Annotated in this window: 24 protein-coding genes; 10 read left to right on the plus strand and 14 right to left on the minus strand. The window is 60.6% G+C overall.

The window, feature by feature from the left end:
• Positions 1-32 precede the first annotated feature (32 nt).
• A complete protein-coding gene (locus tag HBOR_RS01650) occupies positions 33-2,249 on the plus strand; it encodes an ATP-binding protein (RefSeq protein WP_006057138.1) in 2,217 nt (738 codons plus the stop codon).
• A 42-nt stretch (positions 2,250-2,291) separates the two neighbouring features.
• On the opposite strand, the gene HBOR_RS01655 is transcribed toward HBOR_RS01650, so the two are convergent.
• Genes HBOR_RS01655 through cbiT form a run of 11 tightly spaced genes read right to left on the minus strand, consistent with a single transcriptional unit; the run spans position 2,292 to position 10,926 of the window.
• Positions 2,292-3,506 (minus strand): outer membrane protein assembly factor BamB family protein, encoded by a 1,215-nt coding sequence (locus tag HBOR_RS01655; protein WP_006057139.1) that lies wholly within the window; start codon positions 3,504-3,506, stop codon positions 2,292-2,294.
• An 8-nt stretch (positions 3,507-3,514) separates the two neighbouring features.
• Positions 3,515-3,892, minus strand: coding sequence for a DUF3209 family protein (locus HBOR_RS01660; protein WP_006057140.1), 378 nt, complete (start codon positions 3,890-3,892; stop codon positions 3,515-3,517).
• Positions 3,893-3,894: 2 nt separating this feature from the next.
• Positions 3,895-5,109 carry a CbiX/SirB N-terminal domain-containing protein gene (locus tag HBOR_RS01665; RefSeq protein ID WP_006057141.1) on the minus strand — a complete coding sequence of 405 codons (1,215 nt, stop codon included), beginning with the start codon at positions 5,107-5,109 and terminating at the stop codon, positions 3,895-3,897.
• Positions 5,109-5,777, minus strand: coding sequence for a hypothetical protein (locus HBOR_RS01670; protein ID WP_006057142.1), 669 nt, complete (start codon positions 5,775-5,777; stop codon positions 5,109-5,111). Before HBOR_RS01670 ends, HBOR_RS01665 begins: the two co-directional genes overlap by 1 nt.
• Positions 5,774-6,025 (minus strand): ferredoxin, encoded by a 252-nt coding sequence (locus HBOR_RS01675; protein WP_006057143.1) that lies wholly within the window; start codon positions 6,023-6,025, stop codon positions 5,774-5,776. The genes HBOR_RS01670 and HBOR_RS01675 overlap by 4 nt, the downstream gene beginning before the upstream one ends.
• Position 6,026: 1 nt before the next feature.
• Positions 6,027-6,989 (minus strand): precorrin-3B C(17)-methyltransferase, encoded by a 963-nt coding sequence (cobJ, locus tag HBOR_RS01680; RefSeq protein ID WP_006057144.1) that lies wholly within the window; start codon positions 6,987-6,989, stop codon positions 6,027-6,029.
• Between the two features lie 2 nt (positions 6,990-6,991).
• A complete protein-coding gene (locus HBOR_RS01685; protein WP_006057145.1) occupies positions 6,992-7,843 on the minus strand; it encodes a precorrin-3B C(17)-methyltransferase in 852 nt (283 codons plus the stop codon).
• Positions 7,840-8,802: a cobalt-precorrin 5A hydrolase gene (gene cbiG, locus HBOR_RS01690; RefSeq protein ID WP_006057146.1), complete on the minus strand. Its 963-nt coding sequence runs from the start codon at positions 8,800-8,802 to the stop codon at positions 7,840-7,842. The genes HBOR_RS01685 and cbiG overlap by 4 nt, the downstream gene beginning before the upstream one ends.
• Complete coding sequence (locus HBOR_RS01695; RefSeq protein ID WP_006057147.1) at positions 8,799-9,644, minus strand: cobalt-precorrin-4/precorrin-4 C(11)-methyltransferase; 846 nt, start codon at positions 9,642-9,644, stop codon at positions 8,799-8,801. Before HBOR_RS01695 ends, cbiG begins: the two co-directional genes overlap by 4 nt.
• A complete protein-coding gene (locus tag HBOR_RS01700) occupies positions 9,641-10,369 on the minus strand; it encodes a cobalt-factor II C(20)-methyltransferase (RefSeq protein WP_006057148.1) in 729 nt (242 codons plus the stop codon). Before HBOR_RS01700 ends, HBOR_RS01695 begins: the two co-directional genes overlap by 4 nt.
• Positions 10,369-10,926 carry a precorrin-6Y C5,15-methyltransferase (decarboxylating) subunit CbiT gene (gene cbiT / locus HBOR_RS01705; RefSeq protein ID WP_006057149.1) on the minus strand — a complete coding sequence of 186 codons (558 nt, stop codon included), beginning with the start codon at positions 10,924-10,926 and terminating at the stop codon, positions 10,369-10,371. The genes HBOR_RS01700 and cbiT overlap by 1 nt, the downstream gene beginning before the upstream one ends.
• Positions 10,927-11,091: 165 nt before the next feature.
• Between cbiT and HBOR_RS01710 the strand changes: the two genes are divergently transcribed.
• The 5 genes from HBOR_RS01710 to HBOR_RS01730 all read left to right on the plus strand — a co-directional run bounded on the left by HBOR_RS01710 (position 11,092) and on the right by HBOR_RS01730 (position 14,174).
• Positions 11,092-11,754, plus strand: a complete 663-nt coding sequence (locus HBOR_RS01710) for an energy-coupling factor ABC transporter permease (protein ID WP_006057150.1) — start codon at positions 11,092-11,094, stop codon at positions 11,752-11,754.
• Complete coding sequence (locus HBOR_RS01715; RefSeq protein ID WP_006057151.1) at positions 11,751-12,023, plus strand: energy-coupling factor ABC transporter substrate-binding protein; 273 nt, start codon at positions 11,751-11,753, stop codon at positions 12,021-12,023. The genes HBOR_RS01710 and HBOR_RS01715 overlap by 4 nt, the downstream gene beginning before the upstream one ends.
• Positions 12,007-12,738, plus strand: a complete 732-nt coding sequence (gene cbiQ / locus HBOR_RS01720; protein WP_006057152.1) for a cobalt ECF transporter T component CbiQ — start codon at positions 12,007-12,009, stop codon at positions 12,736-12,738. Before HBOR_RS01715 ends, cbiQ begins: the two co-directional genes overlap by 17 nt.
• Complete coding sequence (locus tag HBOR_RS01725; RefSeq protein WP_006057153.1) at positions 12,735-13,430, plus strand: energy-coupling factor ABC transporter ATP-binding protein; 696 nt, start codon at positions 12,735-12,737, stop codon at positions 13,428-13,430. Before cbiQ ends, HBOR_RS01725 begins: the two co-directional genes overlap by 4 nt.
• Before the next feature lie 99 nt (positions 13,431-13,529).
• A complete protein-coding gene (locus tag HBOR_RS01730) occupies positions 13,530-14,174 on the plus strand; it encodes a helix-turn-helix domain-containing protein (protein WP_006057154.1) in 645 nt (214 codons plus the stop codon).
• A gap of 44 nt (positions 14,175-14,218) precedes the next feature.
• Here HBOR_RS01730 and HBOR_RS01735 read toward each other — a convergent pair whose 3' ends face one another.
• Positions 14,219-15,652 carry a YjiH family protein gene (locus tag HBOR_RS01735; protein WP_006057155.1) on the minus strand — a complete coding sequence of 478 codons (1,434 nt, stop codon included), beginning with the start codon at positions 15,650-15,652 and terminating at the stop codon, positions 14,219-14,221.
• 176 nt (positions 15,653-15,828) lie between these two features.
• On the opposite strand from HBOR_RS01735, the gene HBOR_RS19820 reads away from it, so the two are divergent.
• Positions 15,829-15,987, plus strand: coding sequence for a hypothetical protein (locus HBOR_RS19820; protein ID WP_006057156.1), 159 nt, complete (start codon positions 15,829-15,831; stop codon positions 15,985-15,987).
• 469 nt (positions 15,988-16,456) lie between these two features.
• Here the strand turns inward: HBOR_RS19820 and HBOR_RS01740 are convergent, their stop codons facing one another.
• Together HBOR_RS01740 and HBOR_RS01745 are read right to left on the minus strand one after the other, a co-directional pair.
• Positions 16,457-16,990: an Lrp/AsnC family transcriptional regulator gene (locus HBOR_RS01740; RefSeq protein ID WP_006057157.1), complete on the minus strand. Its 534-nt coding sequence runs from the start codon at positions 16,988-16,990 to the stop codon at positions 16,457-16,459.
• Positions 16,991-17,219: 229 nt separating this feature from the next.
• Positions 17,220-17,459, minus strand: coding sequence for a hypothetical protein (locus HBOR_RS01745; protein ID WP_006057158.1), 240 nt, complete (start codon positions 17,457-17,459; stop codon positions 17,220-17,222).
• A 229-nt stretch (positions 17,460-17,688) separates the two neighbouring features.
• Between HBOR_RS01745 and HBOR_RS01750 the strand changes: the two genes are divergently transcribed.
• From HBOR_RS01750 to HBOR_RS01760, 3 genes are all read left to right on the plus strand, one after another.
• Positions 17,689-18,375, plus strand: coding sequence for a helix-turn-helix domain-containing protein (locus HBOR_RS01750; protein WP_006057159.1), 687 nt, complete (start codon positions 17,689-17,691; stop codon positions 18,373-18,375).
• Between the two features lie 113 nt (positions 18,376-18,488).
• Complete coding sequence (locus tag HBOR_RS01755; RefSeq protein WP_006057160.1) at positions 18,489-19,622, plus strand: ABC transporter ATP-binding protein; 1,134 nt, start codon at positions 18,489-18,491, stop codon at positions 19,620-19,622.
• Positions 19,619-20,536: an ABC transporter permease gene (locus HBOR_RS01760; protein ID WP_006057161.1), complete on the plus strand. Its 918-nt coding sequence runs from the start codon at positions 19,619-19,621 to the stop codon at positions 20,534-20,536. The genes HBOR_RS01755 and HBOR_RS01760 overlap by 4 nt, the downstream gene beginning before the upstream one ends.
• The last annotated feature ends 8 nt before the right edge of the window (positions 20,537-20,544 follow it).

The raw sequence follows: 20,544 nt of genomic DNA on the forward strand, positions 1-20,544 counted from the left end.
ATTGTCCTACTACAAGTATGATTTCATATCTCATGTCTGCAGAGACACTGCCGTTCCCGGCAATCGTCGGACAAGAGGAGTTAAAGCGGGCGCTGTTGGCCGTTGGCGTCAACGAACAGATCGACGGACTCCTCGTCCGCGGCGAGAAGGGAACGGCGAAATCGACTGCCGTGCGGGCACTCACCGACCTGCTTCCCGAACAGACGGTGGTCGCGGCGTGTCCGTACGGCTGTCCGCCGGACGACCCGACGCGGCAGTGTGACTCCTGCCGGGAGCGTGACGACTACGACGTGGAGACGCGCCCGGTTCCGCTCGTCACCCTTCCGCTCGGAGCGACCCGCGACCGTGTGGCGGGAACGCTGTCTGTCTCGGACGCGCTCGCCGGTGACGCGTCGTTCGACCCCGGTCTTCTCGCTCGCGCGAACCGCGGTATTCTCTACGTTGACGAGGTCAATCTGTTGGAGGACCATCTCGTTGATCTGTTATTGGACGCCGCGGCCAGCGGCGTCAATCGCGTCGAACGTGACGGTGTGAGTGTCGAGCATCCCGCCGAGTTCACGCTCATCGGGACGATGAACCCCGAGGAAGGCGACCTTCGTCCGCAACTTCGAGACCGCTTTGCGCTCCAAGCGACCGTCACCGGGTGCCGCTCCGTCGAGGACCGCGTGACGATCATCGACCGCGCGCTCGACGGCAGTCACGACGCCCGAAATACCGACGGTGGGGATACCGACGGCGTGAGCAACGAGGCGGGACTGGCCGCCGACCAATATGACGACGCGGTGGCGACGCTCGAACAGGACGTACGAACGGCCCATAACCGGTTGGAACGCGTTACTCTCCCGACCGATTTCAAGGTCGAAATCGCGGAACTCTGTCTCGACGCGGGTGTTGAGGGTCACCGTGCCGATATCGCCATCGCCCGGACGGCGCGAACGCTCGCGGCGCTCGACGGCCGAACCAAAGTCATCGGCGGCGACGTTCGTGACGCCGCCGAACTCGCGCTTCCCCATCGGCTTCGAAGCCGCCCGTTCGACGACGCACCTGACACCGACGACGTTCTCGACGACCACTTCGAGGATGAGTCTGATTCGGGTGAATCCGGTGACGGTGAAACGGGAGATGACGCCGATACTGGCGACGACGAACCCGGTGACGGCGAGGACAGTGCTGACGGCGAAACGGGAGGCGACACGGACGCTTCCGACGCGGACGGCACCGACTCCGATACCGGCGACGGTGACGAATCCGGCGCTGCTGACGACGACTCCGATGGGTCGCAACGCCCCGACCGAACTGGCTCGTCGGACGATGAACGGACGGCCGAGGAGAGCGAGGCGGAAACAGCCGCTGACGACGACCAGCGCGGCGACTCGCCGGACGAAGACGGCAGCAGCGACGACGAAGGGGACGGTGGCGACGAGGACGGCAACCCGGACGAAGCGACGCCGCTTCTGCCCGGACAGCAGCGCGCGGCGGTCGGTGCGGCCGACGAACCGCCGGTGGATGACACGGCACTCCGCTCGGAGACGCCCGGCGAAGGGACGCGGGCTACCGTAGGTGAGTCGCGCCACGGACGTGGATCACGGGTCCGAACCGAACCGGCGACGAACACCGACGACATTGACGTTCCGGCCTCGGTCCGGGCGGCGGCGTCCAACGGCCGAACCCAAATCGACCGGAGCGATCTCAGAACGTCCGTCAACCGCGGTACTGCCCGAACGCTCATCGTGTTCGTCGTGGACGCGAGCGCCTCGATGCGCCCCGCGATGCGCGAGACGAAAGGCACCGTCATGTCGCTTCTCGAAGACGCCTACCAACAGCGAGATGAAGTCGCGTTCGTCGCAGTCGCCGGTGACGAGGCCGAAGTCGTCCTCCCACCGACTGACAGCGTGTCGCTCGCGGCGCGCCACCTGAAGCAACTCCCTGCGGGCGACCGAACGCCGCTTCCCTCCGGATTGGACGCCGCGCACCGACTCGTCACGCGCGCCGATGCGGACTCGTCTCTCGTTGTCGTCGTAACCGACGGTCGCGCGAACGTCGCTGACGGCAGTCCGACCGCAGCGACGCGGTCGGCGGCGCGACACCTCGCAACCAGCGACGCGTCGGTGGTCCTCGTCGATGCCGGAGACGACGGTACCGGGTTGACTGACATTCTCGAATCCGAAACCGGCGCTCGGCGCATTTCGCTCGCTGATCTTTCGGCAGAGCGAGTGTCGGAAGCCGCGGCGTCGGTTCACGACGCTTGATACTCTTCGGCTGCTGACTCCCGTCTTACTATTCCTGACGAACTACCGCGTCGCCGGACGTGTGTGGAGTCGATACGCGCCGTGGGTGACGCCTTCGTCGTGGTATTCGACGGGTTCCTCGACTACCGCGAGAACGTCGTCACCAACTGCGACTGCCGTCGGGATACCCGCAATCGAATCCGTCTCGACGTGGCCTTCCTCGGCGTCGAACGTGTGGACACCGTGCGTTTCGGCGCTTCGCCGCCGGAAGTTCTGCGCCGACGGGATGATCGCGCGCCCGTCGCTCGATCTGGCTGCGCGGGCGAAGCCACCGTTGCTGTGCGTCCACAGTTGCTCTCCGTTTTCGACCGCGAATGCGGTATGTTCGTCCGGATGTCTTGCGTCCGGGTCGCGCGTCGATTCGGCGAACGTGTTGCCCGTTACGAAGACGGCAACGCCGTCGGCGACGCAGACGTGATTCGGATAGGCGTACACCGTCTCCCCATCGATGTCCTGCTTCGTCGCAAGGTCGAACCCCCACTGCTCGTGGCCGTCGGAGTCGAGCAGGTAACCGCGTTTGTCACCGTGACAACAGACGGCGATATCGCCGTCCGCGAACGCCACGTCACCGACGCGCCGGTCTTCGTCGGTGTCGGGATCCCACGTCGTGAGAGTGTCGCCAGTTTCGCTATCCAGTACGACGAGACCGTCTTGGTCGGGCTTCGGACACCGGTTGTACGCGACGGCGACGCGGCCGTTCTCGACAGTCAGCGCGATTGGTGAGGCACCGACTCGGTAGCGCCACTGGACTGCTCCGTCGCGGTCGAAGCCGAGGACGACGCTCGACCAGACTCGCTCGTCGCCGTCGCGTTCGTACCGTCTGGCGGCGGCGATTACCCGGTCGTCCGTGACCGCGACATCGACGACGTACGGGTAGAAAAACAGCGACTCCTTCGTCGCGGTCCCGATGTCGTCGGTCGTCGCGTACTCCCAGCGACGCTCACCCGTCTCCGGGTCTAGCACGCGCAGCGAGCTATCTTCGCCGCGTTCGCCGACGACGAGGCAGTCGTCGGTTGCGGCCATCGATACGACGCTTGTCGCGCCGTCCGCAGACCACAGTTCGCTGTCGAGAGCCGAGTCGAACGCGGATACCTGTCCGTCGTTCGTTCCCACGAACACCCGTCCGGCGGCGGCGGCGACGGCGGACCGCGCCCAGTTGTGTCTGCTCGCCGCGGCTTCGAGGTCGCCCAGTTCAGTTCGGTTCGTGAAGGCGGCCATCGAGTCTCTCACTCCTCGACCGGGAACGTTTCGTGGAGCGTGTGGTGTGCTTCGCCGAGGTCTTCGAGGAACGAGTCCGTCTGTCCGCGGAGACGGCTCAGCGTCCGTTGGGCGTCCCGAACAGCGACCACGCGCCCACGGAGGTATCCGGACTGCGGGTCGTCGTCGTCGGCCTGCATCGCTTCCTCTTCAAGTTCGACGAGCGCGGCGTCGAGATGACGCTGTGCCTCGTCCAGTGTCGATGCTTCGGCCAGCGCCTGTATCGGGCCGGGTTCGTCCAGATAGCCTTCGAGTTCGGCCTCAGCGTGTTGTTTGACGCCCTCATCGACGGTTCCGGTAATGTTCATCAGTGCGAGTCGCAGTGCTTCGAGTTCAGCGCATGCCATGATTAGAGTGATTGGTGTACGAGGTCGGAGACGATGCGGTCCCGTTCGAGGTGGGACGAAACGATGCGTTCTGTGTCGTCGGGTGTCACGCTCCCGTACCAGATGCTGTCGGGGTAGACGGCGACGATGGGGCCGTCGCCGCACTGCCCCAGACACGAACTCCGCGAGAAGTGAACGTCGCAGTCGTCCGAATCTCGCGCGTGTTGTCTGAGTTGTTCGAGCACGGTCGCAGCGCCGCTTGCGGCACAGGTCTGGTTCGTACAGACGGCAACGTGTTTTGCGGGCGCATCGTGGACGTGCGGGTCGTCGTCCACGTCGCTGCGGTCGGCGTGTTCGGCCTGATGGACGAGCGAGCGGAGCATCGCCCGCGCGCCGCCTTGGTCGTCTTCGTACCCCGACAGTTCGACTTTGTACTTGCAGGTGTCACACGACATCTCGACGCTTCCGGAGCGCGCTTCCTGACAGCGGTCCGCGAGTACGTCCACGAGTCGTTCGTCGGTTCCGAGCGGGCCGGACGCGCCGGCACGAACGTACGGATATTCGTCATCGAACGTCTCCGCCGTATCGATGATCCGCTGCGTCAGGACGCCGTCACCGAGCATGTAGGGGACGACGACGACCGCGTCCGGTCGGTCCTTTGCGACGCTGTGGAGCGTGTCTTCGAGTCGGGGCGACGTGACGCCGATGAACGACGGTTCGACGCGAGTGAACTCGCGGCCTTCGTACAGCAGCCGCGAAAGCTTGTGTACGTCGCCGTTGGAGTCCGGGTCGCTCGACCCGCGAGCGCACAGCACCACGGCCACGTCGTCGTTGTCTCGGTCAACTCCGAGATCGGATTCGACAGTCCGGATGCGGTCATCGAGCAGGTCCACAATCGACGGATGGATTCCGAGATGCGACCCGAAGTGGAACGTCACGTCATCGTACTTCGTCCGGGCGGTCTGAACCGCCATCGGCACGTCGTTTTTGACGTGGCTGGCGGCGAACAACGACAGCGGGATCACCGTCAGCGTCCGACAGGTCGGTGCCAACGTCTCGATAGCGTCCTCGATTGACGGCTCAGCAAGCTCGATATACGCCGCATCGACGGGTACGGACAGTTCGGTTTCCAGTTTACCGGCGAGTGTCCGAACCTGTTCGTTCGACTTCTCCCGGCGCGACCCGTGTCCGACGAGGAGTATCGCGTCGTCGTCGAGTGAGGGCTGCTCGGTACGCATCAGTTTTCGGCCTGTTCGAGGCTTCGTGTCAGCTTCTGTCGTCGTGTCGGTGCGAACAGGTTCGTCTCGTCGCTTCCGTCGTAGACCCACGTGCCGAACGGGGCCGCCGCGTCGTCGTCGAGACCGAACCAGTAGCCGCCGGACGAGGTTTCACTAATTTCGCCCGTCGGCGCGTCAACCGGGCAGGCGTCGAGCAGGCTATCAACCGTCTCCAGCAGTTTCCGGTCATCGTGGACAAACGAGATGCCGACCGTCCCGCTGGACGACTTGAAACAGACGGTTCCGCAACTTTCGAGGAGTCCGCGGAGGAGTTGCCGCTGAAATTCTTCGAACACGTCGAATCGGTAGCCTCCGGCGTCGTCACCGACTGGAAGCCCGAACGCCGCAGTCGCGTTCGAGACAACGTCACCCTCGACCGTCACGAGATACTCGTCTTTTGTCCGGGTGACTGCGGTGTTGTGTGCGTAGGGCCGCTCGGTCTCCCGCTGGTCGATGTCGCCGCCGCCAGCGATAGCCGCGAGGCGGTCCGCACACGTCTCGTCGTTCGTACTGATCGTGAACTCGCCCGGCTGAATGTCGCCGCTTCCTGCGACGTGTCCCCAGAGATAGGCTGTCTCGGGTGCGCCCTTCAGGAGATCCGACGCGGGTTCGATGTCAGTGTCGCTCATGTGTCTACCTCTCGAACCGTAATTGCGTCAGGTGGACACGCCTGCGCCGCCAGCTGCGCGTCATCGATATTTCCTTCGACCGTCGCGACGACGCTGTTTCGCTCGTCGTCGCGTGCGACTTCAATGACGCCCTCGGCGTCCGCATCAATCGTTGCGAGTCCCGTTTCGTCTTCGACGAATCGGCCGTCGCGGGCGAGACACGCGAAGATGCCGTCGCAGGCCGTCCGGTCGATTTCGATTTCGAACATCTCAGTACTCGTATTTTTGCTCGTAGCCGCGGGGGGTCACCATCCGGCCGTCCCAGACGTAGGTCTCCTCGTTGCCGACGAGTAGCGTCGTCGTCATGTCTATGAGGTCCGTTTCGCCGAGTTCGGGAAGGTCTTGGAGTTCGACGATTTCGACTTCCTCGTCCTCGCGGCCCGCGCCGTGGACGATACCGACCGGCGTCTCGGGGTCGCGGTGTTCGAGCAGAATCTCGCAACACTTCTCGTAGTTCGACCGCCGCTTGCGACTCCACGGGTTGTAGATGACGATGGTGAAGCCCTCTTTTGCGGCCGAGTGCAGGCGAGATTCGATGGTCGGCATCGACGTCAGGTGATCCGAGAGGCTGATGGTGACCGTGTCGTTCACCAAGGGCGCACCCAGTCGTGCGGCACAGGACTGTGCGGCGGGGACGCCAGCAACCACGTCGAAATCGACCATGCTTGCGGTCGCACCTTTCGATTCGAGGATTTCGAGTGCAAGCCCAGCCAGCGCGTAGACGTTCGGGTCGCCGCTCCCGACGATTGCCACGTCGTTGCCGGCGAGCGTTCGGTCGATTGCCTCCTCGGTCCGGGAGACTTCGCCACACATCGGCGTCGAGTAGATGTCCTCGGCACCCTCGACGATGTCGTCGGGGAGGAGTTCGATGTACGTCGTGTAACCAACGATGTGTTCTGCGTCTCGGAGCGTCTCTTTCGCCAGCGTCGTCATCTCACTCGCTCGGCCGGGACCGAGGCCGACCGCGACGAGTTGGCCCGGTTCGGCGTCGAAGTCCTCGACGGTCGCTTCGACCTTCTCGTCAGTCTGTTCTTTCTTCGAACTCCCGCATTTGGAACTTGACGAGGTGTCCTTCGATTTCGAGGACCCACCGCACTTCGAGGTTGTTTCTTCGCTCGATTCGCTCGTCTTTCCGCCGCACTTCGATTCGGATTGTGTGTTACTTTCGCTCATGATTAGAAGTCGTCAACGTCGCGCCCGCCGCGGGGCGTGACGAGGTACGTTTCGTAGTCGTTACTCCACGGTTCGGTCTCGTGCGTGCCGATGAGAATCGACGTTCCCATTCCGCCGACGTCGTCGTCGTGCGACTTCGCGTCGCCGAGAGTCGTAATCGAGAACGTCTCGTCGTCCAGATTTCGACCCGCCTCGCCGCGACCGGCGTCGTTGAAGATGCCGACCGGAACATCGTCGGCGCGTTCTTCGCGGACGATGTCGATAGCGCGGGTGTAGTTCCGCCAGCAGTTGTACAGGACGATGACGAAGTTGCTGATGGCGGCCGCGCGCAGTTTCTCCTCGATTTCGTCCCACCCGCGCCACTTGTCGGACAGCGAAATCGTACAGAAGTCGTTCGACAGCGGCGCGCCCATCATCGCCGCGCCGCCGAGTGCCGCGGTCACGCCGGGGACGATTTCGATTGGAACGTCCGTCGCGTCGTCGGATTCCGCCATCGTGAACACGAGGTCGGACTTGCCGTAGACGTTCGGGTCACCGCCGGAGACGTGCGCCACGTCCTCGCCGTCTCGAACTCGCTCGAAGGCTTCGCGGGTCAGTTCGACCTGTTGGCCCATCGAGGAACGGACGACTTCCGGGCCGTCGTCGCTGTCTTCTGGCGGAAGCGTCCCATCGTCGCGGAGGAATTCCTGATAGAGATTCGAGGCGACGACGCAATCGGAAGTCTGGATGACTTCCTTGGCACGCTGGGTCATGTGATCCGGGAGACCGGGACCGATGCCGACGACGTAGAGTGTTCCGTAGTCGTCGGGGACTTCCGCGTGGCTGTCTGTCGTCGTCTCCGCGCCTTCGCTCATCGTCCCACCGCCACGGTCACCGCGTCGTCGTAGCGCTGCTTTTCGACAATGAGTTCGTGGTCGCGGCCGCCGGCAATCGCGCTCGCTTCAGCAATTCCCGGCCAGCCGATGAGTTCCTTCGACCGCGACGGCGTCGGTCCCTCGAACTCGGTGAGCGTCTCCTTCTCGAAGTAGACGACGCCCGCATCGATTTCTTGGGCGGCGTCGAGCATGCCGGGTTCGTCGGCCTTTCGCGTGCCGGTGGCGACGAAGTCAACGTCGTCCCAGTCGCAGTCGGCGTCGTCGAGTGCGCGTTCCCACGCGGTCAGGAACTGCTCTTTCTTCGCGCCGGAGACGCTGCCGGTGCCGAGGACGACGCCGTCGTCGCCGTTTCGCTTGAGAACGGTCACGTCGTCATCGACGAGGACGGCTTTCGGTCCGTCGAGTCGGGCCACTGGGCCGAGTTCGTCGTTGAGGACGGCGAGGTTCGTCGCAACGGTCGAATCGCCGTTGACGACGTGTGTGTCGAGCGCCTTCGCCTTGCTCTCGACACCCTGCTTTCCGGCCGCCTCGGAGGCGGTCGTCATCGCCGGCACCGCGCCGAGTTTCGAGAGGTCGTAGGCGACCTGATTCGCGCCGTGATGTCCGCCGGTGAGCGGAATCGCCCACGTGAGTTCTTCGTCTACGACGACGACCGCGGGGTCTTCCCACTTGTCGTCGAGGAGGCCGGCGGTCTTTCGCATGGCAATCCCGCTGGCCATCAGGCCGACGAAACAGTCGTATTCGCCCCAATGCTCGGCGAACACGTCGCCGTGGTAGGTGAGGATGTCTATCCTGTCGTAGTCGTCCGCGAGGTCCCGCTTGATCTCTTCGGCCGTCTCCAGTTTCCGTTCGAAACTGACGATAGCAATCTCGCGGGCGACTTCTCCGTCGCTGTCCGGTGTACTACAGTGTCCGCTTCCGGAATCAGAATCACTCATTGTGTATCACGCTCCTGTGTTTCAGAATCGTCGCCGTCGTTCGGCGCGTCACCACCGCGAGCCCAGTCGCCGTAGAGGAACGACCGCTCGTAGTCTGAGCCGGTGACCGCCTCGCCAATCATCACGAGTGCCGAAGCCCGATAGCCGGCTTCGGACACCTTCTGGCCAATCGTCTCGATGGTACCTTCGATAACGTCCTCGTCCGGCCACGAGGCGTGGTAGACGACCGCGACCGGCGTCTCGGGGTCGTGTCCCTCGTCCAGCAGTCGGTCCATCGTTTCTTCAACGGCGTGCGTCCCGAGGTAGATACACACCGTCGTGTCGCCGAAGCCGACGAAGTCGCTGATGTGGTCTTCTTCGGCAGAGAGCGTCCGACCCTGTGGCCGGGTAAAGACGACGTGATTTGCGACTTCGTTCAGCGTCAACTGCGTTCTGAGCGTCGCGCTCGCGGCGAATGCGGAGGTGACGCCCGGAACGAGGTACGTCGGCACGCCCTCGGATTCCAGCGCGTCCATCTGTTCGAGCGCCGCACCGTATACCGCCGGGTCGCCGCTGTGAAGACGGACGACCGTCTCGCCGGATTCGTAAGCGTCGGCCATCAGCGGAATCAGCTCTTCGAGGTCCTTGCCGACGCTGTTGACCTGCTCGGCGTGGTCACAGTACTCGTCGAGGAGTTCGCTGTTGACGAGCGACCCGGCGTGAACGACGAGGTCTGCTTCTTCGACGAGTCGCCGCCCCGCGACCGTAAGCAGTTCAGGGTCGCCCGGCCCGGCACCGACGAAGGGAATCCCCTCCTTGTCGGTGAAGCCGGTGTCTGCGTCGCCGTCGACGGGGTCGCTCATTTCGACACCTCCGGCTCGACCGCGTCGGTATCCGCCGACTCAGCGTCGAACTCCGCGGTCGCAACGTCACGTTCGAGACCTTCGCGCTCTGCGTACGCCAGCGTGTAGTAATCACGTTCTGCGATTTCCTGCGGATTCGACGTTACGAGCGTCTCACCCTGCTCCATGAAGAGACGGCGTCCGAATTTTACATCGTATCCGGCTTCTGTCAGCCCCTCGTAGGTCGCGGGGGCGTCGGTGACCTTGAACAGAATCATCCGATCAGGCCCGGTCGGGGCCGCGCCGTTTGCGGCCTCGCGGAGCGAGAGGCCGGTTCCGGATTCGATTTCGACGCCGAGTGCGGTGGCGAACGCCGTCATCGCACTCACGCCGGGCACGACTTCGAGTTCGACCGCTGGATGGAACGCATCGAGCGTCCGGCGGAGATGGCCGAACGTCGAATACACGTTCGGGTCGCCGAGCGTCACGAATGCAACGTCACCCGATTCGGCTCTCTCTGCGACCTCTGCGGCGGCTTCCTTCCACGCGCGTCGGAGTTCGTCCGGGTCGCGCGTCATCGGGAAGTCGAGGTCGCCGATTCGTTCTTCGGGGACGTGGTTCAGCGCGACAGTCCGCGAGAGTCGGCCCGGAGAGTAGACCACATCGACCGATTCGAGAATCCGCTTTCCTTTGACGGTCACGAGGTCGGCATCGCCGGGACCCAATCCGACGCCGTAGACGGTCATCAGTCCAGCCCTCCGGCGTCGCGCCGTCCGACGATGATGTACACCGGATTGTTGGATTTGAAACTCGTCGCTCCGGCGAGTTCGTAGCCGTGGCTCACCTGCATCTGGACGACTTCGTCGAGCAGGTCACGTTCGCGGAAGGCCTCGATTGCCGCACCGGTCGGTTCGACCCGCGAGACGTTCATGACGACGCGGTCGATTTCGGATTTGACGGCGTGGTCCAGCACCGCCTCGAAGTTCCGGCTCCCGCCGATGAACATCGCATCCGCGTCGTCCGGGAGACCTGCCGGTGCTTCCGCCTCGTGGAGCGCTACGTCGGCATCGTACTCGTTCGCCGCGAGGTTCTTCCGCGTCACCTCCAGTCGCTTTGCCTTTCGTTCGACAGCGGTCACCCGTTTGACTCGTTGCGCCGCTTCGATGCTAACCGACCCGGTACACGACCCGACATCGACGAAGTGGTCAGTCGGACGTAAGTCGAGTTTGTCGAGCGTTACCGCTCGCACCTCCGACTTCGTCGGTCCTGCCTTGGCGTCGTGCGGGAGCGTTACGCGTGACATTCGAATCTACTATCCAGACGACGTTTGAAAACAATTATGCTTGTAGTACAGCAAACTGAGTTTCACAACCGATGCGGCTGTAATTATTAAACCCGAGTTGCGTTAGAACAATCAAAATTGATTTATGTCGGTGCTCTCATCGAACCGACACGGAGAGATTCACTAATGCACATCATGGAAGGGTTTTTGCCACCGTTTTGGGCGTTCGTTTGGACGGCGGTCGCGCTCCCGTTCGTCGCCTACGGAGCCAAGCGAACGATCAAAACGATGCGGGCAGACACCAAAATGAAGGCGCTCATCGCAATCGGGACGGCGTTCGTCTTCGTTCTCTCGGCGCTCAAACTCCCATCGGTGACCGGGAGTAGTTCGCACCCGACTGGGACAGGTGTCATGGTCGTCCTGTTCGGTCCGGCAGTCACCGCTTTCGCCGCCGCTATCGTCCTCCTCTATCAGTCTTTACTGCTTGCCCACGGAGGACTGACGACGCTCGGTGCGAACGTTGTGGCAATGGGAATCGTCGGCCCGTTCGTCGGTTGGGTCGCATACCGTGCCGTTCGGTCGTCCCTCTCGCTCGAACAATCGACGTTCGTCGCCGCGGTACTCGCTGACTGGACGACGTATCTCACCACATCGGTCCAACTTGGGGTAGCGTTCCCCGGAGGTGGTGGAATCGATGGTATACTCACATCAGTCATCGACTTCGTTGCGGTGTTCGCCATCACGCAAGTCCCCATTGGGATTCTCGAAGGTGTCATCGCGGCGGCACTCGTCGGCTATCTCGCTCGCGTGGGTTCAGTTACGAAAGACCGTCTGGGGGTCACAGCATGAAACGTCCGCTCGCGGCTGGTCTGTTGGTTGTCGGTCTCGTCATCCTCAGTACGATAGCGGTGTCTGGGCTGGGGGCGACAGACGAACAGGCGGTCGCAACGATCACAGACAAGGATCCGAACTACAGTCCGTGGATGGGCCCCGTATGGGAACCACCGGGTGGGTACGGAGAGATGGCGCTGTTCGCACTACAGGGAGGTGTTGCGGCCTTCGTCCTGACGTACTACGTCGAGCGCCTCACGGACGGGACGTATGCATCAGACGCTTGAAGGCATTCAGGCCGAAGCGACGCCGGTCATCGACGGGCCGCTGAAAGTATATTTTGTCGCGGTCTCGCTGTTGTTGACTGCGACGAGCGCTCGCCTTCCGACGTTCGTCGCCGTCATCGTTGTCTTCTCGGTTCTCACGACGCACGCCGTCGGACGGGCGTATTTCAGATTCGTTCGGTATCCGTTCTGGTTTCTGGTCCCGAGCCTCGCCCTGATTACGTTCGTCACTCCCGGTCAGACGGTCTTCGAGTATTCCGTCCTTCACGTCTCTGAGGAGGGGGTTCGACTTGCGATACGGACTGGCCTGCGCTCAGTCGCGTCGCTGTCGGTGCTCTCGTTTCTCGCGCTCACTACGACTGTTCCGCAACTCGTCTCTGCGTTGGACAGACTGGGTCTTCCCGATTCGATTGTCGAGATGCTGCTGTTGGTGTACCGCGGCATTCAGGTACTGATCGACGAATCGATTCGGCTGTACACCGCCGCAAAACTCCGCGGTGGGTTCACGTCTCGACGCTCGACGTTCCGAACGACGAAACACGTCGCAACATCACTGCTTTTGAGTTCGCTCGACAGCGCAGAACAACTCGACTTGTCGATGCGCTCGCGGTGCTACTCCGGTCGCTTCCCAGTTCGAGAGTACGAGAGCCACGGTCACGCGTACGCACTGGGTGTGCTCGCTGTCATCGTGTTCGTGAAATTCGGACAGCTGCTATGATACGCACTGACGACCTTCATTTCGGCTACGACGAACAGTCTATCCTCCGTGGAATCGACTTCCGCGCCGAGACGGGAGACGTAACGGTCCTGCTCGGGCGGAACGGCGCCGGTAAATCGACGCTTCTCAAGCATCTCAACGGACTTCTCGAACCCGACCGCGGTCACGTGATGATCGACGGCGACCGGATTCAGTACGACGACGATAGCCTCCTCAGCCTCCGACAGGAGGTCGGATTCGTGTTTCAGGACCCCGACGACCAACTCGTCGCCCCGACGGTCGAACAGGACGTGGCGTTCGGTCCGATCAACCTCGGCACCGACCCGACTGAAGCCGTCGAGTGGGCGCTCTCCCGCGTCGGCCTTGCGGGCTACGAAGATCGTCTGTGTAGCCGACTGAGCGGTGGCGAGAAAAAGCGCGTCGCACTGGCGGGCGTCCTCGCCATGAAGCCGAAATACCTCATTTTCGATGAACCGACGGCCGGTCTCGACGGTGATGGGACGCGCGCACTCGTTGATCTCATTCGTGAACTCACGAACGAGGGCATCTCTTTCGTCGTTTCGACCCACTACCCCGACTTTGCCGCTGCAGTCGGCGATACGTTCACGCTAATCGACGATGGACAGGTCGCCTGCCGTGAGTCGTCGCTCGATGAAATTCCCGCAAAGAAGTATGGGCTGAGAGGAGTCTGACACTTCGTAAGTATCTCGTATATCGATGTAAACGGCCGTTTTGGTTCCTATCACTCTCCATGAGGATACTCATTTATACGCGCAGTGATGTGTGTCACTATGCATCAGGCCGTACTCCGAATTAACAGCAACACCCCGTACGAACGAGCGACTGCTGGGTCTGATGCGCGAATCGAGTTGTGGTGTAACAACCACTGTGACCTGCTCTCCGTCGATGGTCGCGTCGGTGAGGAGGTGTTCGATCATATCGAGGAGACGGTCGGGGTGTACAACGAACTCCGCGGCGAACACGGCCGCGTAATCGTTACGGATGCCTGTTTGAAGGCTCACAGCAAGCACAACATCGAACCGTATCTGGAATCCAACAACTGCCTGCTTGTGCCGCCAATCCGCTACGAAGGCGGTGCCAAGCGCGTTCGTGTGCTTGCTTCCCGTGCGGAGGATCTCACGAACTTCTACGCCGAGATTACCGAAACGTACGAGGTTCACGTAGAGTCGAAGAGAGAAATCACGGCGGTGTTTGCAGACCAGCCTGTCGTGTCGTTGCAGGCGCTCTTACCGACACTATCACCCCGTCAACGCGAGATTTTCACCCTCGCACACGAGCGTGGTTATTACGAAATTCCCCGTGAAACCACGACGACCGAACTGGCCGAAGAAGTCGGAATCCAGCGCCGCACGCTCGAACATCATCTTCGCCGCACTGAGGAGAAACTCGCGGACGCGTTCGTCGAATTGCTCTGAGCGTCGTTTGTCAGGAAGGCGCGGCGTTCCGGAGTGTCCCCTGCTCAACCGAGGAGACCGATAGCCGCGGCGAGGTGCGTCATTCCTGCGATTATCGGGACCAGAATGACGGTCCGCATGACGAACAGCGCCACGAGGTCACGGAAGCGAATCGGAACGTCGCTGAACATGTCCATCGTCATCGGGCCGACGCTCGAAAAGAAGATCAGCTGAGAGACGGCCAGCACGGCGATGAAGAACTTCGCTTTGAGCGCCGTTTCCGTGACCAAGAGGACGGGGACGTACATCTCGGTGATGCCGACGATTGTGGCCGGGGCGACCGTCTCCGCGTTCGGAATCCCGAGCGCAGCAATCACCGGTGTCAGCGGCCGGCCGAGAATGTCGAAGATGGGCGTATTCGCCGACAGTAACGTGGCCGCGAGTCCCACAGTCAGGATCGTTCCGAGGATGAGTGTCGTGAGTTTCAGCCCGTCAACGAACCCCCGCTTGGCCGCCTCCAAGAACGACTCGCCTTCGTCGGCTTTCTCGACCGCTTCGGCCAGTGCCAGACGGAAGTACTCCCTGATCGATCCGGAAAACGCTGTCTCCGGATCGGGTTCGGTGATGTACTCCGCAGGCACACGCGAAATCGGAGGGATACGAACCAAGATTGCGGCAGTCACGATGACGCACAGGAAATAGGCTCCAAAGACCACCGGAAACAGTTGCAGAATATCGAGAGTCGCCGCAACGACGCCGACGAACCCGATGCTCACCGTCGAAAAACACGTTGCGATGGTGAACACATCGCGTTTGTTGTAGCCGCCCTGTTCGAACACGTTGCGGGTGACGTACAGTCCGACACTGTACGAACCGACCCACGAGGCGAGACTGTCCAGCGCCGCCCGTCCAGGGATTTTGAACAGCGGGCGCATCACCGGGCGAGCGATTGTCCCGACGAACTCCAACCCTCCTAACTCGACGAAGATTGTGATAAACACCGCGCCGATGGGGATGATGACGCCGACGCTGTACACGAGTGTTCCCCACATGAGACCGCCAGTTCCGGGAGTGTGGAGCCAGCTTGGGCCCAGTTTAAAGAACATGACTGGTGCGACAACGACACCCGCGAGACGGAGTATCCAGAATGCAACCGATGTATCGAAATACGAGAGGTCGTATCCGGCAACCGTTCCGTCACCGACTCTCGCCGCCGTGGTCAACACGCCGCCAGCGACGATTATCGCAAGCGCGTACACGCCGACCGCCGTGGGAAAGGTCTCCGTGATCGTACTCACTACGATGTCGAACGGGACCGTCAGTTCACCCTGATACGGCACGGGAACGAGGAAGAACACTGCACCGATCAGGAACGCGGTGACGAACTTGACGACTGGTTGCCTGCGAATCTCGTGGAGATCGAGTTCTTCGATACTCTTTGCGTGCCGCTCCTGTTCGACTGTCCACGTCTGCTCGGCCTGTTTGCCTTCTGTTGCCATACCTGGCTGTTTGTTAATGTATTGCATAGGATTGGGATCTCCGAATGGAGTGTCCTATATATGGCTCAGAGGCTCTGTTGAAATTCCATTCTTCAGAATAAACTGGGCTGAAACAGCCGGGTGAAGAATGCGTACTGCTTAGTATCCTTTTATTATGTGGGAGTGACAGGATCAGAATGATGGTCCTCGGGCTCATCCTTTCCGGTCTAATTGGATTCGTGCTTGTGATGATTGCGACCTATGCTGGGGCACTCCGGGCGTTAGAAGTCTACTTCGACCCGAAACAAAACAGCATATTCCTCTCAGACGATCACGAGCCACCAGGTGGTCAGTAATTTCGGGCTCTGTTGAAACCCTCAGACCTTGACACAGACAGCGGGTGAGTCTTTCAATCAGGGTACTCAGAACTGAACGACTATCCTCTACTGGTCGTCAAGTGTTGGGAACTCCAAGTCAAGTCTCCCGCTCAGTGAATAGCCACTACTGAGTAATCCACTGCCACCGAGTTCGATTTCGCCATCGATGAGGAGTTCGGTACCTGCCTTCTCTCGAGGCTGGACAACGAGGTCGAGTGTGCTAATCGTCTCGTCTTTGAGGTTATCAGTAACTGGGGTTCAACAGAGCCGACTCAGAATATTTCCCTGCCTTGCAGACTATCTGACTCAAGGAGAAAGTCCCGTCCTTTAGGGCGTTACCAGAACGCAGAGCGTTCTGGTTGCCCGCCAGACGTCGTCTACCGACGGGCGTGAATCCGACACTCCATGACACAGACCACGTTCGACACTCTCGCGGTTGCTGCTCGAGTTAATCGCTGTTCGAGAGGATTTTGTGCCACGCCTTGTGCGTCTTCGTCACGGGCACAGTCTCGTACCGTTCGACCGCGTCGTGGGTCTGTAACTGTGCTCTGAGATAGCTCTTAATATCTGAGAGCGACGCGTGCCACACACGGAGCAACAGGTCGTATTTCCCCATGTACTCGTCGATTTCGTAGATGAGTTCCTCGCCTTCGATTTTCGAAAGAAAGTCATCGAAATCGTCCTGACTAATATCCGAATTGAGGGTTACGAACGCGTCGGCGTACGCGAGTTCGGCCTCTTGGAGTACGAGTACCCCGAGTACGTCAACGAGTCCTTCACTCTGTAGCTTCTCCCGCCGCCGGCGTGCTGCGGTCCGCGACAGACCGACACGTTCGCCCAGTTCTGTGTCGGAGATCCGACCGTCGCGGTTTAGCTCCTTGTAGATGCGGTAGTCTGTCTCGTCGAGATACTCCGTGAGGATCCGCTTTACTTTCTCGTTCTCCAACCACTCTGTTGTCGGTTGTGACCGTCTGTCACCCATCTGTGAGTCTTTTCAGTGTCAACCCACCTTACATTGACGGTCGGATTGCAATCACTACCTATTCAATGTGAACGCTCTCTTACTTTTTCAATTTCCGTGCTGAGACTTTGTTTCTTTTCGAGTTCACCCGTCTAGTGAGGGTATGATCCGGTTGTGATCCCGGTAGGTCGGTTCAAATGTATCGGTTTGTCGTCTATTCGAAATATCTCTCTGTTGTCTTCATATCAGTTCAGCTATCAAATTCGTCACCGTACTGTTCGTAGGTAATCGTCAGTTTCCCCGTCGTTGGTTGTCTCGCTTCCTCTCGAAGTGTTTTGAACTCTTGAAGGATCGCGGTTGCGTCGTCTGTTCCTTCTCGGACGCTTCGTGACTCTTCTCGAATCGTGTCGTACGCTTGTTCTAGGATGCGCCGCACAGCGTACGAATCAGATTTTGAGTGTATCTCGAAGGTCGCTTCGTGTTTCGACATACTCGTGATTGGTTCTCTGGTGAGTTAACAGATACCATGTCGCATTCTTTCTCGGGTATTCTTCTGGGCACTGCGCTTCAATTTCAGTGTCAGTGAAAAGACGTGGTTGCGGAGCGTTCGTGGCGGATCTCGTATGGATGTGGCGAGACAATGCCCGCCAAATTTCCGAGTGTATCCGGGGTCGAGAGCCATCAACACCCACATTAGTCCCGACCGAAATCGGAACGATATGGGTCTCGTCGCCGAGTTCGAAATCGATTGTGATGCACTCCCGCTCGTCGAGGTGGCGGCGGCCGTGCCAGAGGCGATGATAGAGGTTGCAATCCAGTTCAACCACGGCAATCGGCCACCGTTTATCGCCCATATAACGCACGGGGACCCTGATGCAATCGAACGCGCCTTCGAGTCGGGAGCATTCGCGGCAGAGTACACTCTGGTCGGACGGGCGGGCGAGACACACCGATATCAGATCCTCCCAGCGGTCGGGTTAGAAGCAAAACTCGGTGAACAAATCGATGATCTCGACGGTCTCCGCGCGCTCGCTACCACCGATGCCATCATCGAGCGGATCCGTGTCACCTCCTCCGGTTGGATTCAAACAGGGTGGTTCGCTAATACGGACGAGTTTGATATGTTCCGCCGATTCTGGCAGCAAAACGCCGGCTTCTCGCTCCGCCGATTAACCCACGACGGCGAACCCGAAGAGCCGGGTGATGGGCTTACCGACCCCCAGCGCGAGGCGCTCCGAACGGCCTACGAAATGGGATACTTCGAGATTCCACGGACCGCGTCTCTGGACGATGTCGCGGGCGAACTCGGTATTACTGCGTCTTCGCTTTCCGAACGACTTCGTCGCGCACAGACCCACCTCATCGAAACGACAGTTGCCTCGACGTGGCCCCCGCTCCCGGTGTGAGGACGCCGGTGTCGAACCACCGCATGCGGTTGGAGTCGTTCGCTGTCGTATAAATGGCCTCACGACTGAGATACAGTCTTAGCCGAATCTGCCGCCAACGTGACGGTGCAGCGATGAACGCCCCTCGTTCGACCGTACAGACGAATCGCGCAGATCGATCAGACGCAGCGAATCAGTCCGGTGCCGCGGATCAATCAGACGCAGCGAATCAGTCCGGTGCCGCGGATCAATCAGACGCAGCACAACTTGCAATCGACGCGACGGACGTACACGTTACCTACGATGACGGTACTGAAGCCGTTTGCGGCGTCAATCTCTCCGTTTCGGCGGGCGAGTTCTTCGGCTTTCTGGGCCCGAACGGTGCCGGCAAAACGACCACGATCAAAACGCTCGCCGCGCTACTCCGTCCGAATCTGGGTTCGGTGAGTATCAACGGATTCGACATCGAGAATGACTCGAAAGCGGTCCGCGAATCTATCGGTTACATGGCACAGGAGACGAGCGTTGATGAAGCACTCACCGCTCGTGAGAACGTTCGCTTTGCCTGTGACATCTACGGCGTCCCGGCGGGCGAACGAGACGAACGGGTTGATGAGTTACTGGCGCTCGTGAATTTGACGCACGTTGCTGACAAACGGGCGGAGAACTTCTCCGGTGGAATGAAAAAACGGCTGGATGCCGCCACCGTACTCGTCCATCGACCGCCTGTCGTGTTTCTCGACGAACCGACGACCGGTCTCGACCCCGAAGCACGAATCCGGTTTTGGGAGTATCTCCGGTCGATCAACGAACGAGGGACGACGGTAGTTCTGACGACCCAGTATCTGGAGGAAGTGGATCGGCTCTGTGACCGTCTCGCCGTCATTCAGGACGGTGAGATCATCGCAACGGACACCCCGGACGCGCTGAAGTCGAGGGTCGGTGGCGACATCATCGAGTTGGCGCTGGACGATCCCGCTGCACGGACAACGGAGCGAGCAACGAGAATCGTTCGTGAATCGAACGCTTTCGAAGCCGCAACTATCGAAACGACGGATCGCGGTCTCATAATCACGTCCGAACACGCCAGAGAAGCCGTGACCGACCTCTTCGTCTCACTCGACGACGCCGACATCACGGTCACCGGCCTCGACATTAGGTCACCGACGCTCGACGACGTGTTTCTCTCTATCACTGGAGAACGTTCGAACTCCTCTGATCTGTCTCCACAGCACGGGGTCACCTCGATGCAGGAGGTGTCCAAATGAGTCGATTCACCGACGATGCCGACACGTCCGAAATCGGGACTGCACAGCGAGCATCGGGGAACCGTTTCGTGGTGGACATCCGAGTCAGTCTCAAGCGATGGCTCATCAAGACGTCCCGAAACCCCTTCGTGACGTTCTCATCGCTCGTGCAACCGATCATCTTCTTCGTGCTGATGGCCGAAGTCTTCGGTTCGATTGCTGGTGGGACGCTTTCCCAAACACTCGGTGACGAGATCAACTACGTGACGTATCTCACTCCGGCCATCGTGATTCAATCTGCGCTCGCCGCGGCGGCCGTCTCCGGTATCGGGCTGGTCGATGACATCGAAACGGGGATGTTCGAGAAAATACTCGTCTCCCCGATGAATCGGGGGGCGATGTTCCTAGGGAAGGTCCTTTCGGAGGTGGTTCGCATCGCTATCCAGACGGCGATCATCCTCGCTCTCGGCTACGCGATGCTGTTTCTGCAATCGGCTGCTTCGGTCGAGACCTATCTCCAGACGGGAGCTATCGGCGCTATCGGTATCGTCGGCATCGCGGTGATATTCGGCGGTGTCTTCATGGCGTACTCGAATATCGTCGCGCTCGTGACCCGCGACAGAGAGGCGACAATCATGATTGCGAACCTCCTGACGTTCCCGTTACTGTTCGTCTCCAGCGCGTTTCTCCCCCTTTCGGTCCTCCCGGGCTGGATTCGGACGTTCGCGGTGTTCAATCCGATCACCTACGGTGTTGACGCCATCCGGGCGCTCATGCTCGGTCAAGACACGCTGTCTGTTCTCCATGTCACCGTCTTCTCGGGGTTCTGGAACACAGTTATCCCTTCGCTCATCGTTCTTCTGGGGGCTAACGCCGCTCTGGGCGGCATCGCTGTCCGTCTTCTCACGCGTGCCTCCCGCGCAGACGTACAGTAACACCTCTT

Source organism: Halogeometricum borinquense DSM 11551, assembly GCF_000172995.2.
In the GTDB taxonomy this organism is placed as follows: Archaea; Halobacteriota; Halobacteria; order Halobacteriales; family Haloferacaceae; genus Halogeometricum; species Halogeometricum borinquense.

Coding starts and splice junctions, on each gene's coding strand:
- HBOR_RS01735 (WP_006057155.1), bottom strand. CDS start 15,652: ATGGCAACAGAAGGCAAACAGGCCGAGCAGACGTGGACAGTCGAACAG.
- HBOR_RS01675 (WP_006057143.1), bottom strand. CDS start 6,025: ATGTTCGAAATCGAAATCGACCGGACGGCCTGCGACGGCATCTTCGCG.
- cbiT (WP_006057149.1), bottom strand. CDS start 10,926: ATGTCACGCGTAACGCTCCCGCACGACGCCAAGGCAGGACCGACGAAG.
- HBOR_RS01730 (WP_006057154.1), top strand. CDS start 13,530: ATGCATCAGGCCGTACTCCGAATTAACAGCAACACCCCGTACGAACGA.
- HBOR_RS01700 (WP_006057148.1), bottom strand. CDS start 10,369: ATGACCGTCTACGGCGTCGGATTGGGTCCCGGCGATGCCGACCTCGTG.
- HBOR_RS01685 (WP_006057145.1), bottom strand. CDS start 7,843: ATGAGCGAAGGCGCGGAGACGACGACAGACAGCCACGCGGAAGTCCCC.
- HBOR_RS01665 (WP_006057141.1), bottom strand. CDS start 5,109: ATGCGTACCGAGCAGCCCTCACTCGACGACGACGCGATACTCCTCGTC.
- HBOR_RS01750 (WP_006057159.1), top strand. CDS start 17,689: ATGGGTCTCGTCGCCGAGTTCGAAATCGATTGTGATGCACTCCCGCTC.
- HBOR_RS01650 (WP_006057138.1), top strand. CDS start 33: ATGTCTGCAGAGACACTGCCGTTCCCGGCAATCGTCGGACAAGAGGAG.
- HBOR_RS01725 (WP_006057153.1), top strand. CDS start 12,735: ATGATACGCACTGACGACCTTCATTTCGGCTACGACGAACAGTCTATC.
- HBOR_RS01660 (WP_006057140.1), bottom strand. CDS start 3,892: ATGGCATGCGCTGAACTCGAAGCACTGCGACTCGCACTGATGAACATT.
- HBOR_RS01670 (WP_006057142.1), bottom strand. CDS start 5,777: ATGAGCGACACTGACATCGAACCCGCGTCGGATCTCCTGAAGGGCGCA.
- HBOR_RS19820 (WP_006057156.1), top strand. CDS start 15,829: ATGATGGTCCTCGGGCTCATCCTTTCCGGTCTAATTGGATTCGTGCTT.
- HBOR_RS01710 (WP_006057150.1), top strand. CDS start 11,092: ATGCACATCATGGAAGGGTTTTTGCCACCGTTTTGGGCGTTCGTTTGG.
- cbiG (WP_006057146.1), bottom strand. CDS start 8,802: ATGAGTGATTCTGATTCCGGAAGCGGACACTGTAGTACACCGGACAGC.
- HBOR_RS01755 (WP_006057160.1), top strand. CDS start 18,489: ATGAACGCCCCTCGTTCGACCGTACAGACGAATCGCGCAGATCGATCA.
- cbiQ (WP_006057152.1), top strand. CDS start 12,007: ATGCATCAGACGCTTGAAGGCATTCAGGCCGAAGCGACGCCGGTCATC.
- HBOR_RS01695 (WP_006057147.1), bottom strand. CDS start 9,644: ATGAGCGACCCCGTCGACGGCGACGCAGACACCGGCTTCACCGACAAG.
- HBOR_RS01740 (WP_006057157.1), bottom strand. CDS start 16,990: ATGGGTGACAGACGGTCACAACCGACAACAGAGTGGTTGGAGAACGAG.
- HBOR_RS01760 (WP_006057161.1), top strand. CDS start 19,619: ATGAGTCGATTCACCGACGATGCCGACACGTCCGAAATCGGGACTGCA.
- cobJ (WP_006057144.1), bottom strand. CDS start 6,989: ATGAGCGAAAGTAACACACAATCCGAATCGAAGTGCGGCGGAAAGACG.
- HBOR_RS01715 (WP_006057151.1), top strand. CDS start 11,751: ATGAAACGTCCGCTCGCGGCTGGTCTGTTGGTTGTCGGTCTCGTCATC.
- HBOR_RS01745 (WP_006057158.1), bottom strand. CDS start 17,459: ATGTCGAAACACGAAGCGACCTTCGAGATACACTCAAAATCTGATTCG.
- HBOR_RS01655 (WP_006057139.1), bottom strand. CDS start 3,506: ATGGCCGCCTTCACGAACCGAACTGAACTGGGCGACCTCGAAGCCGCG.